Annotated in this window: 9 protein-coding genes; all 9 read right to left on the reverse strand. The window is 73.8% G+C overall.

The features are described 5' to 3' along the window. Window positions 1–176 precede the first annotated feature (176 nt). Entirely contained in the window at window positions 177–1,439 is a 1,263-nt protein-coding gene (locus tag AB0H83_RS42760) for a cytochrome P450 (protein WP_360106477.1), read from the reverse strand. Window positions 1,440–1,542: 103 nt separating this feature from the next. Next, on the reverse strand, window positions 1,543–2,256 hold the full coding sequence (locus tag AB0H83_RS42765) for a hypothetical protein (protein ID WP_360106480.1): 714 nt from the start codon (window positions 2,254–2,256) through the stop codon (window positions 1,543–1,545). After that, on the reverse strand, window positions 2,256–3,125 hold the full coding sequence (lysX, locus tag AB0H83_RS42770; RefSeq protein ID WP_360106483.1) for a lysine biosynthesis protein LysX: 870 nt from the start codon (window positions 3,123–3,125) through the stop codon (window positions 2,256–2,258). The genes AB0H83_RS42765 and lysX overlap by 1 nt, the downstream gene beginning before the upstream one ends. Beyond that, window positions 3,112–4,179: a BtrH N-terminal domain-containing protein gene (locus AB0H83_RS42775; protein ID WP_360106486.1), complete on the reverse strand. Its 1,068-nt coding sequence runs from the start codon at window positions 4,177–4,179 to the stop codon at window positions 3,112–3,114. Before AB0H83_RS42775 ends, lysX begins: the two co-directional genes overlap by 14 nt. Then, window positions 4,176–4,841 carry a hypothetical protein gene (locus tag AB0H83_RS42780; RefSeq protein WP_360106489.1) on the reverse strand — a complete coding sequence of 222 codons (666 nt, stop codon included), beginning with the start codon at window positions 4,839–4,841 and terminating at the stop codon, window positions 4,176–4,178. The genes AB0H83_RS42775 and AB0H83_RS42780 overlap by 4 nt, the downstream gene beginning before the upstream one ends. Window positions 4,842–4,853: 12 nt before the next feature. Continuing rightward, the gene (locus AB0H83_RS42785) at window positions 4,854–5,597 is read right to left on the reverse strand and encodes a 2OG-Fe dioxygenase family protein (protein ID WP_360106492.1); all 744 of its coding nucleotides are present in this window, start codon (window positions 5,595–5,597) and stop codon (window positions 4,854–4,856) included. Window positions 5,598–5,936: 339 nt separating this feature from the next. Beyond that, window positions 5,937–11,324 (reverse strand): type I polyketide synthase, encoded by a 5,388-nt coding sequence (locus AB0H83_RS42790; RefSeq protein ID WP_360106495.1) that lies wholly within the window; start codon window positions 11,322–11,324, stop codon window positions 5,937–5,939. Window positions 11,325–11,346: 22 nt separating this feature from the next. Beyond that, entirely contained in the window at window positions 11,347–11,571 is a 225-nt protein-coding gene (locus AB0H83_RS42795) for an MbtH family NRPS accessory protein (RefSeq protein ID WP_360106593.1), read from the reverse strand. 138 nt (window positions 11,572–11,709) lie between these two features. Next, window positions 11,710–16,248 carry an amino acid adenylation domain-containing protein gene (locus AB0H83_RS42800; protein WP_360106498.1) on the reverse strand — a complete coding sequence of 1,513 codons (4,539 nt, stop codon included), beginning with the start codon at window positions 16,246–16,248 and terminating at the stop codon, window positions 11,710–11,712. Between the last annotated feature and the right edge of the window lie 34 nt (window positions 16,249–16,282).

The raw sequence follows: 16,282 nt of genomic DNA on the forward strand, positions 1-16,282 counted from the left end.
ACGCCGTCACCTCCGCTACGCTCCGGCGCCGGCCTGAGCCAAAACTGCACCCATGGTTCGCGGCTCCTCCGCTACGCTCCGGCCCGCTCACGCCGTCACCTCCGCTACGCTCCGGCGCCGGCCTGAGCCAAAACTGCACCCATGGTTCGCGGCTCCTCCGCTACGCTCCGGCCCGCTCACGCCGCCGCCACCGTCTTGCGCGGCGTGAAGCGCACCGGGAGGCTCTTGTACCCGGGCACGAAGTGCGACGCGACGTGCTGCACCTCGCCGGCGATCTCGACGGTCTCCACCATGTCCAGCAGCTCCTCCATGAAGATCTGCAGGGTCACCTTCGCCATGCCGGCGCCAATGCAGTAGTGCGGGCCGACACCGAAGGCGACGTGCCGGTTCGGCCGGCGGGTCAGGTCGAAGGTGTAGGGATCGTCGAAGACACGCTCGTCGCGGTTCGCCGAGCCGAGCCAGGCGCTGACCGGCTCGCCGGCCCGGATCGTCTGGCCCTGCAGTTCCACGTCCTGGATGGCGTACCGCATCAGCGCGGTGACCGGCGACGCCCAGCGCAGCACCTCGGCGAGGGCGATCTGCAGGTCCTCGCGATGGTGCCGGAGCCGCTCGAACTGGTCGGGGTGCTCGGCCATCTGCGTGAACAGGGTGCACAGGGTGTGCGGCGTGGTCACGTTGGCGCCGATGAGCAGCACGTAGCCGTTGACCATGGCCTGCTGCTCCGTCATCGGCCCCTCGGAGAGGTCCATCTGCCGCATGACGCCGATCGCGTCGGGGTGCTCGTCGTCGCGGGACCGCAGCGCGAACTGCTCCTTGAACGCCTCGAACATCTGGTGCCGCGCCTGGCGGACGGTGGCCATCGCGTTGCCGGCGGCATAGGTCGGGTCCTCGTAGGCGATCGTCATCATCACCACGTGCATCAGCCGCTCCCAGGACTCCGGGGGCAGCCCCATGAGCGTGCCGGTGATCGACATCGCGAACATCATCGTGTCGTGGGCGATGTCGTAGACGCCGGCGTCCAGTGCCCGCTGGATCGCGTCGCGCGCCAGCCCGCGGATCATCTCGTCGTGCGTGGAAACCAGTGACGGGGCGAACGCGGGGTTGAGCGGCTCGCGCAGCTCCCGGTGCCGCGGCGGATCGGTGTCGGCGAGCATGTCGTCGGTGGCGATGTCCGGCGTGTTCAGGTCGAGCACGCTGAGGATCGTGCCGCGCCGGGAGGAGAACTCCGTGTGGCTGCGCAGCACACGGCTCACGTCGGCGTGCCGGGTCACCACCCAGAACTGTTCCCGCCCGCCGCCCGGATCCGCCTTGTACACCGGAGCCACGTCACGCAGGTGCGCCCACAGCGCGTGCATGTCGGTCGTGGCGTGGAAGGCGGACCGGAGCAGATCCGGGTCGTCGAACTGCACCGGACAGAACGGCGGCGTTGAGATAATCATCGACCATGCCTCTCGATATCGCCTGTGCATGTCGTATATGTCGAGTGTCGAATAAGGCTACAGTAGCCTCGGGCCCTACCGGCGGCAACCGCTGCGCGCCGGATCAGATCTGGATCCGTCGATCCCACAACCGCTCGTAGAACGGCAGGTGGTGATCGTAGTACTTACGCAGCAAGGGATCCGTCTCGATCGTGCGGTCGTAGGCGCGCTCTTGACGCTGTACCGTCGAGCTGTTGCTGACGTCGGTGTGCCAGCGCGCTGACTGGCGCCACTCGGACCGCTCCCCCGGTTGCCAGTGCAGTATGTCGTCGCGGAACGGCAGCCCGACCGCCGCACAGTACGCACGCGCGGTCCGCTCCGGCTGGTCGACGAAGTCGTCGGAGTCGACCACCACCGGCTCGCCGCCGGCGTCCAGCACCGCCTGGTGGATGCGCCACAGGTACTCGACGCCGACCTCGCGCAGCGCCATGTCCGGCTTGATCGCCGCGTACGACGGGATGATCTCCCGCGGGTGCCGCAGCAGGAACGTGTGCCGCCCGCGCTTGAGGAAGTCCTGGCGGTCGAACACGGTGTCGTACTCGCAGTCGGTGGTGTCCTTGAAGAACACCGTGCGCCGCCCGGCGAGCTCGAGCAGCACGTCGACCAGAGCGTCGCTGGACGTCACCGTCCGGTCGCCGACCTCGGTCCGGCCGTCATTGGCGATGTTGCAGAACGGCTCGTGCAGCGGCAGCAGGTCGTCGCGCTCCAGCATCATCCTGAAGAACACCGTGGACCTGGAGCGCGGCGCGCTCCACAGGGCGAGCAGTGCCGGTCCCATCAGCGCTCCAGCTCTTCCAGGGCGGCGAGCAGCCAGTCGACGATGCAGCCTGCCAAGTCCACGCCGGTCGCGTCGATCGCGCCGTGGAACTCGGGGGTGTGGTTGACCTCGTTGGCGAACATCCGCTCCTGCTGGTCGATGAGGATGTCGACGCCGAGGAAGCCCCCGCCGACCGCCCGCGCCGCGGCGACCGCGAGGTCGTTGAGCTCGGCGGTGATCGGGCACGGGGTCGGCGCGCCGCCGATGGCGGTGTTGGTGCGCCAGTCGTCGACCGCGTTCTTGTAGATCGCGCAGACCACCTCGCCGCCGGCGACGTAGGACTTGATGTCGCGGCCGGGCTTGTCGATGTGCTCCTGCAGGTAGAACACGTGCTGCTGCGGGTTGGGCAGGGCGGCGCGGTGCTCCAGCACAGTGCGGCCCTGCTCCTCGTCGTGCACCCGCGCCGTCAGGTGCCCCCACGAGCCGGTCACCGGCTTCACCACCACGGGGTAGCCCAGCTTGGGCATGGCGTCCAGGGCGGCGGGGGTACCCCACGCGACGGCCGCCTGCGGGATCGGCAGCCCCTCCCGGTGGAACGCCAGCGCCGTGCGCAGCTTGTCGCCGCACGTGTCCAGCACCTCGGGCCGGTTCAGCGTCGGCACCCCGAGCGCGGCGAGGGTCGAGGCGACCGAGCTGGCCCGGCTGTGGCTGACCTCGCGCATGAGCGCCGCCCGGTACGGCGGGCGGCCGTCGGCCAGCAGCACCGTCAGCCGGCGCGGGTCGACGTGCTCGAAGCGCAGCCCACGGCGGTGCAAGGTCTGCAGGATCAGTCGCTCCTCCCGGCGGACCCGGGAGGCGACCACGGCGATCGGCAGGTCAGTGGTGTCCACGATGCTCCTCCTCGGTCTGCCGGCCCACGGCGTCCGCGGCGAGGTCGAGCTGCTCGAGCGCGACCTCGAGGCGGCGGACGAGCTCGGCGCCGTGCGCGCGCAGCTCGTCGAACCGGTGCCGCTGCCACACGCGTGAGTGCGCGCCGGTCATCCGCACCCCGGTCCAGCCGTGCGCGACGGCGTCGACGCGCGCCGCGGCCTCGGCGAGCTCGGGGATGCGCCACCGCAGGCCCTGCGCCCGCAGGAACTCCGCGTGCAGCCCGGCCTGGGCCTGGATGTTCCAGCTGATCACGTACAGCTCGCTGAGCGCCTCGCCGGCCGCGGCGGAGCCGGGCTCCAGCGCGCACAGCTCGGCGAGGTACCCGCGCAGCCCGTCCACCCCGGTCTGGGTGCCGGGCGGGGACGGCCGCCGGTAGCGCTCGACGTTGTCGCGGATCACGCCGGCGAGCCAGCCGAGGCCGGTCTCCGGCACCGCACCGGACATGCGGGCGTGCAGCCAGCGCCGGTCGCTCGGGCTGGAGCTGAAGAACACGTCGGCGTCGTCGGCGGGGTTCGCCGAGCCCCAGCTGTTGAGGAAGTCCGCGATCGGGATCGGCCCCTGGAACGCCGGCGGCTGCGCGTCGGAGACGTACACGTCGGTGCCGGTGATGCGGTACACCACCAGCAGGTGCGCGGCGTGCACGTCGTGGAAGGCGGGCCGGAACGGCAGGTGGAAGTTGTCCACCGCGGCGATCGGCAGCACGCCCGCGGCGAGGGCCTCCCGCAGCTCGTCCAGGCCGTCGCCCGTCCCGCCGCCGGCGTCGCCGCCGCTGCGGTGCCACGTCGACTCGAACGGGTGGAACAGCGCGAGCCGTCCGGCGAGGGAGTCCGGCTCGGCGTGGAAGTAGTACTCCTCGGTGGTCCACGCGCCCGGGCGGCGGCGGAACTCCCACGGCGCGCCGAGCACGGTCACCGGGTCGTGGCCGTCGTGCAGCAGCACGGTGGCGAGGGTGCCGTGCAGGCAGCTGCCGAGGTCGCGGGTCCACAGCTGGACGGGGGTCGCGGTGCTCGTCATGCCGCCGCGCCGTCCGCGAGCCGCACGTCGCTGCCGGTCACCAGGGTGATGGCGAAGACGTGCAGGGCCACCAGGCGCGGCAGCCGCAGCGCCCGGGCGCGCCCGCGCCGGGGCAGCCCGACCCGGGCCAGCCACATGGTGGTGGGCAGGTTCTCCTGAACGTGGTGCGGGTAGTGCATCCGCGCGGTGCGGAACGCGGGCAGCTCACCGAAGGCCGGCGTGCCGTCGAGGAAGTCCGAGACCCCGAGCCGCAGCGGGTCGGCGCGCCCGTCGTCGTAGTGCACCCACAGCGTGTCCTCGCTGCGCCGCTCGGACGCGGCGAGCAGGTAGATCCAGTCGTAGCGGCCCGGCGGGACGTCGATGACCTGCCCCTCGGAGCGGACGTTGTCCCCGTCGGGGTTGGCGTTCGGCCACACGAACGGGATGCCGGCGATCTCGACGACCGCGCCGGGCCCGGGCAGCTCCCGCGACGGGAACGAGTTGCCCCACGCGTTGAGGCGGCCGGAGTCCAGGTCGGCGGTGCCGGTCGTGGCGCGGTTGTTGAGCAGGTCGTCGATGCCGATCAGGCAGAAGTCCGGGGGTGCCGTCGTGCCGGGCAGCCGCTGCACGAGACGGTCGTACGCGCCGGAGACGAGCACCGGACGGTCTGAAACCTGGCTCATGGAGCCCTCCAATCACTGCAGCGAGCTGTGGGTGCGCCCGGGCACCTCGGTGAGGTCGGACACCGTGTTGAAGTCGACGATCATGGTGTCGCGCCAGCCGCAGTCGCACGCGCCCTCGGTGCGGATCTCGCTGACGGCGTGCTCCATCGTCGTGTCGGACAGGACCAGGGCCTCCAGCGGCTCGGTCATGGTGACGCGGTGCCGCGCCCGCTCCTCGCCGCGCCGGAAGACCTGGCTCTCACCCCCAACGCAGTGGTGCCGGTCGATCAGGTGGATCGCCACGTACTCGTGCCCGTCGCTGTGCCGGCCCTCGGGTGCGGGCTCGGACGCCTCGTCGGCGTCGGCGATCACCCGGATGAAGTGGATGCCGAGCTCCCAGTCGCGCTTGCCCGCGGCCTCGTTGACCAGCGCGACGGACTCGCGCAGGATCTCGGTGAACCGCGTGCTGGCCAGGGCCTCGTCGGTCAGCGGCTCGAAGACGCGCAGCTGGTCGCCGAACGCCCGGTTGATCTGCTTGCTCTGGAAGAACTCGGTGCCGACGAGCGGCTCCAGCGTGCCGTCGCGGTGCGCCAGGACCCTGCCGTACCGCCGGTTGCGGCGGCACCGCGCGGGGCCGAGGTAGGCGTCCGGGACCAGGTCGTCCCACGCCGACGCGAACCGTTGCCAGTCACGTCCTTCGGTCGGCAGCGGCAGGCGGCCGTGTGCCCAACCGTGCTGCGCGACGTCGTCGGCGCGGAGGTCTTCGGAGTTGTCCATCAGTGGCTTCCCCTCGATGGGTCAACGTGAACGAGTGCCTTGCGGGCCGGTGGCCTCTCACGCGCACTCGGGGCAGGAACCTGCAGGCCGTGCCGTACAGACCCCACAGTCATTACGAGCATCATAGCGTGAACCCTGCACCGTGTCCTGTTGACTCTTCCGCCGGATCGGTGCGGAATCACCCATGTCCGCCATGTTTCAGCAGGTCAAGGTGTCCCTCTGGCCAGCGCGAAGTATGTGCAGAGTGTTGAGGACACAACGAGCCCGGGACGGGTGGGTCGCACCGTCCCGGGCCCGGGTGGACCGGGGCGGCGAGATCATCTCCGCCCCGGTCCGGTCTCATCCGGCGGCCACCGGGGTTTCCAGCCGGACCTGCGGTACGTGCCGGGTCAGGCCGGCCCCGCCGTCCGTCGCCGGCGCACCGTCGACCGGCGTGCCGTCGTCACCCGGCGTGCCGTCGGCGGGTGCCGGCGCTGCGGCCTCCTCCTCCGCGCCGCCGAGCTCGGTGGCGAGGAACGCGGCGAGCGCGCGGACCGTCGGGTTGCTCCACAGGATCGTCGGCGGCAGGTCCACCGCGAAGCAGCGGTGCAGCCGCACCCGCAGCGCCACGGTGAGCACCGAGTCGACGCCGAGCTCCAGCAGCGGCCGGTCGATCGCGATGTCCTCCGGCGCCAGGTTCAGCTCCGCAGCCACCTGCTGGTGCGTCTCGGCCAGGACCTTCTCCTGCAGCTCGCCCGCCGGCACGGCGGACCAGTCCACCGCACCGTCCACGGCGCTCTGCGCGCCGGCGTCGGTGACCGACAGGTGCGAGAACACCGGCAGCGTGTGGCCCGGCATCACCCGCATCACCGCGGCGTACGGCAGGCCGTACCGGTCCGCGTAGCTCCAGCTGCGCAGCGCCTCGGAGACGGTGATGCCGCCCAGGCCGCGGGACTCGGCCTCCAGGATCGTCGCCTTGCCCGTGGTCTCGCCCATGCCGCGGCCGATCCACTGCGCCCACGCGAAGCTCGTCGCGCCGGCCTCGCCCTGAGCCCGCCGCAGCGCGGCGAGCGCGTCCAGGAACGAGTTCGCCGAGGCGTAGCTGACCTGGCCGGTGAGCCGGGCCAGCTGGCCGCACGAGGAGAACATCGTGAAGAAGTCCAGCGTCCCGGCCGGGTACAGCCGGTGCAGGACCATCGCACCGTCGGCCTTCGGCCCCATGGTGGTGTCGAGGTTCGCCGCGCCGGTCTTCTCCACCAGCGCGTCGGACACCACGCCGGCGCAGTGCACGATGCCGCGCACCGGCGGCAGGTCCAGCGCGCCCGGGTCGAGGGCCTTCGCCGTCGCCTCGGCGTCCGCGATGTCCAGCCGCAGCACCCGTACCGTGGCACCCGCCGCCTCGAGGGCGACCACCTCGGCCACCTGTGCCGCCACCGCCGGGTCGCTGACCTGGCCCCACTCCGAGCGCGGCGGCAGGCCCCGCCGGCCGACCAGCACCAGGCGCCGGGCACCCTGCTCGACCAGGTAGCGCGCGGCCTCCAGACCGAGCGCGCCCAGGCCACCGGTGACCAGGTAGGTGCCGTCGGGGCGGCAGTCCACCGTCTCCCGCTCGGCGGGCCGCTCGACCCGCTGCAGCCGGGCCGCGAACAGCCCGTCCGGCGTCCAGGACAGCACGTCCTCGTTCGGCGGAAGGGCACCGATGACGCCGGCCACCTCGGCCAGTTCACCGTCGCCGCCGACATCGATCGTGCCGCCCCACAGGTCGGGGCGCTCCCCGGCGACGATCCGGCCGGCGCCCCACAGCGGGGCGTGCGCCAGCGCGGCCTCGGTCCGGCCCTCGCGGACCCCCGTGGTCAGCGCCCACACGGTGGGCCGGCGCTGCTCGTCGGGGATCTCCGCGATGCGCTGCACGGCGTCGACGAGCGCGAGCGCGCACCGCCGGGCCCCCTGCTCGGGCGCCTCGCCGTCCAGCAGCGCCGGCGGCGCCACGATCACCACGTCACCGGCGGCCAGCAGGCCGTCGCCGATCGCGGCCGGGTCGGCCGTCGCCCGGGTCTCCACGCCCTGCGCGGCGAGCGCCTCGACCAGCCCGGCGGCACCGCCGGGCTGCCCGACCAGCAGGGCCCGGCGCGGCGCGGGTGCGTCGGGGCGGACGGTGACCCGCTCCCAGGCCAGCTCGTGCACCAGGTCGCGCGGGCCGACCGCGCCGGAGCCGATGTCCTGCACCTTCACGTAGCGCAGCCCGCGCGCCTCGCACACGACCTCGCCACGCTCGTCGGCCACGACCATGTTGATGGTGTCGGGGGTACGGGGGTCGCGCGTGGTGTGCACGGAGATGCGCGGCGGCGGCGCGCCACGGTAGGCCAGCGACTCCAGGTGCGAGCAGGTGCGCAGCACCGTGGAGTCCTCGCTCATCACCAGCACGCCGCTGGCGGTCAGCGCGGCGTCGACGACCGCCGTCCAGCTGGACGGGTGCCGCTTCGGCGTGTGGTCCACGGTGACCGTCGCGATCTGCTCGTCGTCGCCGCGCAGCAGCTCCTCCACCTCCCAGGGGAAGGTGTAGCCGTCCACGCCCATCGCGCGGAAGATGTCGTCGACCTTCGTCCAGGTCCAGGACACCGGGCAGCGGGCCCGGATGACGTCCGGGTCCTCCATCGGGGTGGCCCCGACGACCGGCTCCGGCACCACCGTCGCGGTGGTGTGGGTCAGCCACTCGTCGTCGTGGACGCCGCCGCCGTTGTCCTCGCGCTTGATCCGGCTGGCGAGGCGGACCTTGTCCTGCTCCATGACGACCTGCACCACGCGGGTCGGGTGCGCGGCGAGCGGGATGCGGAACACGATGTCGCGCAGCCCGTACCGTACGTCGCCCTCGCCGGCCGCGGCGGCCGCACCGATGAACGAGTTGAGCACCACCGAGGCGGGCACCGTCTCGACCCCGACCACCTTGTGCGACTGGGCGTAGGGGCGGTTCGTCATGTCCAGCTCGGTCTGCCACACCCGCTGCACAGGCGCGCTGGCGACGGTGGTGTAGCCGCCGATCAGCGTGTGCGTCTCCGGGTCGTGGCCGCGGCCCGCGCTGTGCTCGTCCGGCGTGTCCGGGAAGATCCAGAACGGCCGGTGCTGCCAGCGCACCGCCGGCACGTCCACCAGCTCGCCCGGGTACGACCAGCTCACCGGCGTGCCCAGGCAGTGCAGCTTCGCCAGGTTGAACACGGCCGTGCGCTGCTCCGGCTCGTCCCGGCGCAGGGTGATGGCGACCTGGGCGTCGGCGATCCCGGCGTCCAGCGCGGTCTCGGTGATCGAGTGCGCCACCACCGGGTGCGAGGAGACCTCCAGGAACACCCGGTTGCCGTCGTCCAGCGCGGCCCGGACGGCCTGGTTGAAGCGCACCGGCTCGGCCAGGTTCGTCGCCCAGTACTCACCCTCGCGGGGCGCGCCGGAGCGCGGGTCGGTCTGCGCGGTACTGTACAGCGTCACCTGCGGGGTGCGGGCGTGGAGCTGGTCCGCCGCCGCCCGGACCTCGTCGAGGACCGCCCCGCGCACGTGCGGGCTGTGGAACGCGACATCGGTGTTGACCTTGCGGGCCCGGATGCCCTCGGTCTCGAGCTCGGCGACCACGGCCTCGACCGCGTCGACGTCGCCGGAGATCACCGTGGACAGCGGGCTGGCCGCGATCCCGGCCACGACCCCCGCCCGGCCGGCCAGCCGCCGTTCGACCTCCTCGAAGGTCATCGGCACCATCGCCATCGCGCCGCGCCCGGCCACCTGCTCCAGGGCCCGGGCCCGGCGGCAGGCGAACCTGGCCGCGTCGACCCGGTCCAGGCTGCCGGCCACCACCGAGGCGGCGATCTCGCCGACCGAGTGGCCGATCACGGCACCGGGGCTCAGGCCCAGCTCCGACCACACCTCGGCGAGCGCGACCTGCATCGCGAAGGTCATCGCCTGGGTGCGGGTCACCGTCCACGGGCCGCCGGCGTCGATCGCCTCGCGCGGGGTCCAGCCCAGCTCCTCGGCGAAGACCGGGCCCAGCTCGTCGATGACCCGGGCGAACGCCGGCTCGGTGCGCAGCAGCTCCTGGCCCATGCCGGACCACTGCGCGCCGTGCCCGGAGAACACCCAGACGGGCCCGGGGGCACCGGTGTCGCCGAACGTGCGCGCGGCGCCCATCGCGACGGCCGCTGAGTGGTCCCCGCCGGCCAGCGCGTCGAGGCCGGCGAGCAGCTCGTCGCGGTTGCCGGCGACCACGGCGGCGCGGTGCGCCAGGTGCGAGCGGCGCCCGGTCAGCGTGTGCGCCAGGGAGTTGAGGTCGGTGTCGGGGTGCTCGCGCACCCACTCCGCGACCGCGCCGGCGAGGTCGCGCACGCCCTGGCCCGCGGCGGCCGACACCGGGAACACCCAGGGGCGCGCGGTGTCCGCCGCGGTGCCGTGGCGACCGTCGGCCTCGTGCTGCAGGACGGGCGGCTCCTGCAGGATGGCGTGGGCGATCGAGCCGCCGACACCGTAGCTGGAGACGCCGGCCCGCTTGCCGTGCTCGCCGCCGGACCACGGCGTCGGCTCCTCGACCAGGCGGATCTTGCTGGACTCCAGGCCCAGCTCGGGGTTGACCTCCTCGTGCGGGCTCGGCGGCAGCTCGCCGTGGCGCATGCCGAGCAGCACCTTGATGACGCCGGCGATGCCGGAGGCGGCCTCGACGTGGCCCACGTTCGGCTTGAGCGTGCCGATGAGCAGCGGGTCGTCGCTGTCGCGGCCGGGGCCGAAGACGCTGCCGATGGCCCGCGCCTCGGCGGTGTCGCCGAGCTGGGTGCCGGTGCCGTGCGCCTCGACGTACTGCACCGTGTTCGGATCGATGCCGGCCCGCTGGTAGGTCTCCTCCAGCATGCGCTGCTGCGCCTCGCTGTTCGGCGCCATCATCCCGTCGGAGCGGCCGTCCTGGAACACGCCGCTGCCCATGACCAGGCCGTAGACCGGGTCGTCGTCGCGGACCGCGTCGGAGAGGCGCTTGAGGATGACGACGCCGCCGCCCTCACCGCGGCCGTAGCCGTCGGCGGCCTTGTCGAACGCCTTGCTGCGCCCGTCCGGCGACGTCGCCGAGGCCGCGTCGAGGGCCACCACGAGCGCCGGCGAGGACATGATGTTGATGCCGCCGACGATCGCCACGCTGGTCTCGCCGCTGCGCAGGCTCTGGCACGCCACGTGCAGCGCGGTCAGGGAGCCGGCGCAGGCGGTGTCGACCGCCATGCTCGGGCCGTGCGTGTCCAGGAAGTACGAGATGCGGTTGGCGATGCCGTAGAACGTGGTGCCGTTGACCGCCCAGGCGCCGGTGCGGTCCAGGTCCTCCAGGAGGCGGCGGCCGTAGTCGTTGGTGTTGGCCGCCACGTAGACGCCGGCGTCGGTGCCGGCGAGCGAGGTCGGCGGCAGCCCGGCGTCGCAGAGCGCCTCCCAGGCCATCTCCAGCATGATGCGCTGCTGCGGGTCGATGTACTCGGCCTCGCGCGGCGTGATCTGGAAGAACTCCGCGTCGAAGCCCTCGATGTCGCGCATGAACGAGCCCTTGCGGGTCGTCTGGCGCAGGATCGCGCGGGTCTTCGGGTCGGCCTCGTACGGGTCCCAGCGCCGGGCGGGCATCTCGCCCACCGCGCTGCGGCCGGCGCGCAGGAACTCCCACAGCTGGCCGGGGGTGTCGAGGTCGGGGGCGAACCGGCAGCTCATGCCGATCACCGCAAGCGGCTCTTCGGTCGGGTCCGTCATTGTCGGCGGCGTGTACACCATCTCAGCCAACGTGCACACCCCCTTCGACGACGGCGGCCCGGCGCAGGCTCAGCGGCCGCAGGTCGGTCCACACCTCGGCGATGTGCGCCAGGCAGGCGTCTTTCGGGCCGTCGAAGCCTTCCGCGGCCCAGCCGGCCGGGACGTCCTGCCCGGCGGGCCAGATCGAGTACTGGTCCTCGTGGTTGCGTACCACGAGGTACGTGCGCTCGTCCGTGCTCACTGTCACTCCCATCGTTCGACGTGTGGGTCTCGTCCTTGGCCGTGCATGGGCTTGGGGCCTGGGCATCCTCCCGGTCCGTTCCCGTCGTGGACGTGTGGCTCCGGTCGCGGCCCGGCGGCGGCACCGCCGGGCGCGGCCGGCAGGTCAGGACGCGTCGAGCGTCCGGATGTACCCGGCCAGGTGCGCCGGGGTGTGCAGGGCCCGCGTCCGCAGCAGCTCGCTCAGCTCGCCCGCGTCGTCGGGGACGGCGAAGCGGCGCAGGGTACGGGGCGCCGCGGCGGACGGATCCGCCGCCAGCTGGGCCGCGACCCGGCCGGCGAGCCCGGCCACCCAGACCCGGCCCGGGTCCAGTTCGCCGACCCGCGAGTACCACTCGCGGTCCGGGCAGGGCCGCAGCTCGTGTCCGGCGGCGCGGATCGCGTCCACCAGGTCCTGGGTGCTGCCGATCGCTGCCGGGACGGCGTCGAGGTAGCGGGTGCCGGGCTCCGTGTGGCCCTCATCGGCGCGGGTCACCACGCGGGCGGCGGCGTCGGCCGGCAGCGCCTGGAAGAGCTCGTTGCCCGCGAGCCCGAAGCTCTCCGGGTAGCAGCCGGTGTCGATCATCGCCCGGGACCAGCTCCACACCGCGTCCGCGGCGTTGATCTGGAAGCGTCGCTGGTCGCCGAAGACGCTCGGGATCCGCACCACGACGGCGGGCACGTCCAGCTCCGCGGCGAGCTCGAGGTACAGCTCGGCGACCGCCTTGGACCGCACGTAGCCGTTCGCCGCGGACGGCAGGTCCCGCAGCGGGCCGGGCGCCACGGTGCCGCCCGCCGGGTCGTGCACCGAGCTGGTGGACACCACGGTCAGCGCCGCCCGGCGACCGGCCGCGGCCAGCTCCAGCAGGCCCGCCGTGCTGTGCGTGTTGGCGTCGGCCAGCTGCTCGTACGGGTACACGTGGTTGACCCACGCCGCGACGTGCACGATGCGTCCCGCGGTCTCCGCCAGCCGGTCGAAGTCCACTGCGGACAGTCCGAGCCGGGGCGCGGCGATGTCGCCGTCCACCAGGTCGAGGCGGTCCGCGTGCTCCTCGCGCCACAGCCCGAGGCCGGTCATGCCGGCGACGAGCTGGTCGCGGCGGGCGTCGCCGCCACGGACCAGGCACACCACCCGGGCACCGCCGGCGAGCAGGTCCGCCAGGACGAACCGGCCGACGAAGCCGGTCGCGCCGGTGAGCAGCACGGTGCCCCGGGCGGCGGCCTCGCGCGGCCCGGGGCGCGGGATCCCGGCGGCCCGCCGCCGCACCTCGGCCCGTGCGGCGTCGATGTCGCCGGCCGGCCCGGCGCCGTCCGCGACCGGGGTCGCGACCTCGTCGACGGCGTCGGCGAGCGGCTGCAGCTGCGGGTTGCGGAACAGGGTCTCCATCGGCACGTCGACGCCGAGCGTCGTGCGGATCCGGGCGACCAGGTGCATCACCATCAGCGAGTGGCCGCCGAGCTCGAAGAAGTTGTCGTCGCCGCCGACCGCGGGCACGCCGAGCAGGTCGGTCCAGATCGCGGCTAGGGCGGCGGCGGTGTCGCCGCGGGGTGCCTCGCCGCGCGGCCCGGTCGGAGCGGCCTTGTCGGCGCGGGCGGCGAGGGCCTTGCGGTCCAGCTTGCCGTTGCGGGTCAGCGGCAGCTCGTCGACGACCGTGACCGAGGCGGGCACCATCCACTCGGGCAGCGTGCGCAGCAGCGCCCGGCGCAGCGCGCCACCGGTGGGATGGGCGTCCGCGGCCGGCACGACGTACCCGGCGAGGGTGGCGGCGCCGACCCGGTCGCGCTCCAGCACCACCGCGGCCCGCGCGACGCCGTCGAGCGCGCCGAGCGCCGCCTGCACCTCGCCGAGCTCGATGCGGTGGCCGCGCACCTTCACCTGGTCGTCGCCGCGGCCGAGGTACACCAGCTCGCCGTCGGCGCGGCGCACGGCGAGGTCGCCGCTGCGGTACATGCGTGCGCCGGGGCGGTCGCCGAACGGGTCGGGCAGCATGCGGTCGGCGGTCAGCGCCGGGTTCGCGACGTAGCCGTGGGTGACGCCGTCGCCGCCGACGAAGATCTCGCCGGGCACGCCCGTGCCGACCGGGTGCAGCGCCCCGTCGAGCAGGTACAGCGACAGGTCCGGCAGCGGCGGGCCGATGAGCGACGCCGTCTCGGCCAGGTCGGCCTCGCGCACCGGCCGGACCGTGACGTGCACGGTGGTCTCGGTGATGCCGTACATGTTGATGAGCTCCGGCTGCCGGTCGCCGTGCGCGGCGACCCACGGGCGCAGCGCACCGAGGTCGAGCGCCTCGCCGCCGAACACGACGTAGCGCAGCGCCGTCGGCCCGCCGCGCTCCGGCAGCGCGGCGCTGACCTGACCGAACGCGGACGGCGTCTGGCTGAGCACCGTGACGCCCTCGCGCCGCACCAGGTCGGCGAACACGTCCGGGGCGCGGGTCGCCCACTGCGGCACGACGATCAGGCGGCCGCCGTGCAGCAGGGCGCCCCAGATCTCCCAGACGGAGAAGTCGAAGGCGTAGGAGTGGAACAGCGTCCACACGTCGTCGGGCCCGAAGCGCATGTGCTCGTCGCAGGCGTCCAGCAGCCGCAGCACGTGGCGGTGCGCGACCAGCACGCCCTTGGGCCTGCCGGTGGAGCCGGACGTGTAGATGACGTAGGCGGGCGCGTCCGGGGAGACGTCCGCGGCGACCGGCTCGGGCGCGGGACCGGACCAGGCCGGGTCCTGCCAGTCCAGCACCATGACGTGCGGGCCGCCGTCGGTGCCCAGCGCCGGCGCGTGCACGGTTTGCGGGCCGGCGAGGACCGTGCGCACCCGGCACTCGGCGAACTGGTCGGCGGTGCGGTCGGCCGGGTTCTCCGGGTCGATCGGCAGGTAGGCGGCGCCGGCCCGCAGCACGCCGAGGACGGCGGCGGGCAGGTCCACGCCGCGCTCCAGGACCAGCCCGACGATGCTGCCCGGCCCTTCGCCGCGCTCGCGCAACGCGGCGGCGATCCGGCCGGCCCGCTCGGAGAGCTGCGCGTAGGTGAGCCGGTCCTGCTCGCCGTCGCCGGACACGGCCACCGCGTCGGGGCGCTCGGCGGCCCGGGCCGCGAACGCGGCGTGCAGGGTACCCGCGCCGGTGAGGGCCGCGGCGGACAGGCCGCGGGCGGGGATGACGGCCCGCTCGTCGGCGCCGGCCATCGGCAGGTCGGCGACCGGGACGTCGGGGGTGGCCAGACCGGCGCGCAGCAGCGTCTCCAGCCAGCCCGCCCAGCGCGCGACGGTCGCCGCGTCCAGCAGCTCGTCGTCGAACGGCAGGTAGCCGACGACCTCGTCGCCCTCGCACCACAGCTCGGCCATCAGGTCGTAGTGGGTGGCGCCGCCGTCGAGCTCGGCGAAGCCGACCTCCACCCCCGGCATGCGGGGCGGGGTGGGCGCGCCGTCGCGCAGCGAGAACGAGGTCTGGAAGATCGGTGTCACGCCGGGGCGGCGGGACGGGGCCAGCTCGCGGACCAGCATGTCGAAGGGGATGTGCTGGTGGGCCAGCGCGTCGGCCAGGGCCGCGCCGGTGCGGCGCACCAGGGTGTGCAGATCGGGCCGGTCGCCGACCCGCACGTGGATCGGCAGCCAGTTGAGGAAGTAGCCGATCATCCGCTGCGTCTCCGCCTGCGGGCGGCCGGCCACCGGTACCCCCACAACCAGCGACTCCGTGCGCACCAGCCGGGACAGCAGGGCGACGTAACCGGCGAGGAACGCGCCGAGCAGCGTGGTGTCGTGCTTGCCGGCCAGCTCGCGCAGCCCGGCGACCAGGTCGGCGCCGAAGCGCACGTGGTGGAACTGCCCCTGGCTGCCGCGGATCGCCGGCCGGGGCCGGTCGGTGGGCAGGTCCAGTGCGTCCGGGGCGCCGTCGAGCCGCTCCCGCCAGTGCTCCAGGGTGCGCCGCATCGACACACCGTCCACAGTGGCCCGTTGCCACTCGGCGAAGTCCGGGTAGTGCAGCTCCAGCGGCGCCAGCTCGACCGGGATCCCGCACTCGCGGGCGTACAGGCGGCCGAGGTCGTCCAGCAGGATGCCCAGCGACCAGTTGTCGGACACGATGTGGTGCTGGACCAGCGCCAGCAGGTGCTCCCGCGCCCCGGTGCGGTAGAGCGTGCAGCGCACCAGCGGGCCCTCGGTCAGGTCGAAGTCCTCGACGACGAGGCCGGACGCGAGCCGCCGGGCGGTGCCGGCCGGGTCGGCCTCGGCACGGCAGTCGACCCGCTCCAGCGGGATCGGCATGCGGTCCAGCACGAGCTGGAACGGCTTGCCGTCGCGCTGGCGGAAGACCGTGCGCAGCGCCTCGTGGCGGTCGGCGAGCCGTTGCAGCGCCCGCTGCAGCGCGTCGGCGTCCAGGTCGCCGTCGACCCGCAGCGCGACCGGGACGTGGAAGATCTCGCGCCGGGTCAGCAGCTCGTACATGAACCACAGCCGCTCCTGCTCGAAGGAGCACGGCGCCTCCGGCGCGTCGCCGGCGCGGCGGGTGATCCCGAGGTCCGCGCCCTGGCGGGCCAGCATCCGCTCGACCAGCCGGCGCTTTTCCGGGCTCAGCGCGGCCAGCCGCGACCGCAGCGCGGCGAGGTCCTGCGGGGCGGCGGCGCCGTCCACCGGCGTGTCCGGCCGGGTCTGCAGCTCGGTCGGCTGATCCATGACAGGGAACTCCTTGTCCGTCGTGGGTTGACCG

Source organism: Dactylosporangium sp. NPDC050688 (assembly GCF_040654515.1).
Taxonomy (GTDB): domain Bacteria; phylum Actinomycetota; class Actinomycetes; order Mycobacteriales; family Micromonosporaceae; genus Dactylosporangium.

What these genes read in the sequence shown, in the direction of transcription:
- AB0H83_RS42775 (WP_360106486.1), bottom strand. Translation starts at nt 4,179, where the DNA reads ATGACGAGCACCGCGACCCCCGTCCAGCTGTGGACCCGCGACCTCGGC.
- AB0H83_RS42785 (WP_360106492.1), bottom strand. Translation starts at nt 5,597, where the DNA reads ATGGACAACTCCGAAGACCTCCGCGCCGACGACGTCGCGCAGCACGGT.
- AB0H83_RS42790 (WP_360106495.1), bottom strand. Translation starts at nt 11,324, where the DNA reads ATGACGGACCCGACCGAAGAGCCGCTTGCGGTGATCGGCATGAGCTGC.
- AB0H83_RS42760 (WP_360106477.1), bottom strand. Translation starts at nt 1,439, where the DNA reads ATGATTATCTCAACGCCGCCGTTCTGTCCGGTGCAGTTCGACGACCCG.
- AB0H83_RS42780 (WP_360106489.1), bottom strand. Translation starts at nt 4,841, where the DNA reads ATGAGCCAGGTTTCAGACCGTCCGGTGCTCGTCTCCGGCGCGTACGAC.
- AB0H83_RS42765 (WP_360106480.1), bottom strand. Translation starts at nt 2,256, where the DNA reads ATGGGACCGGCACTGCTCGCCCTGTGGAGCGCGCCGCGCTCCAGGTCC.
- AB0H83_RS42800 (WP_360106498.1), bottom strand. Translation starts at nt 16,248, where the DNA reads ATGGATCAGCCGACCGAGCTGCAGACCCGGCCGGACACGCCGGTGGAC.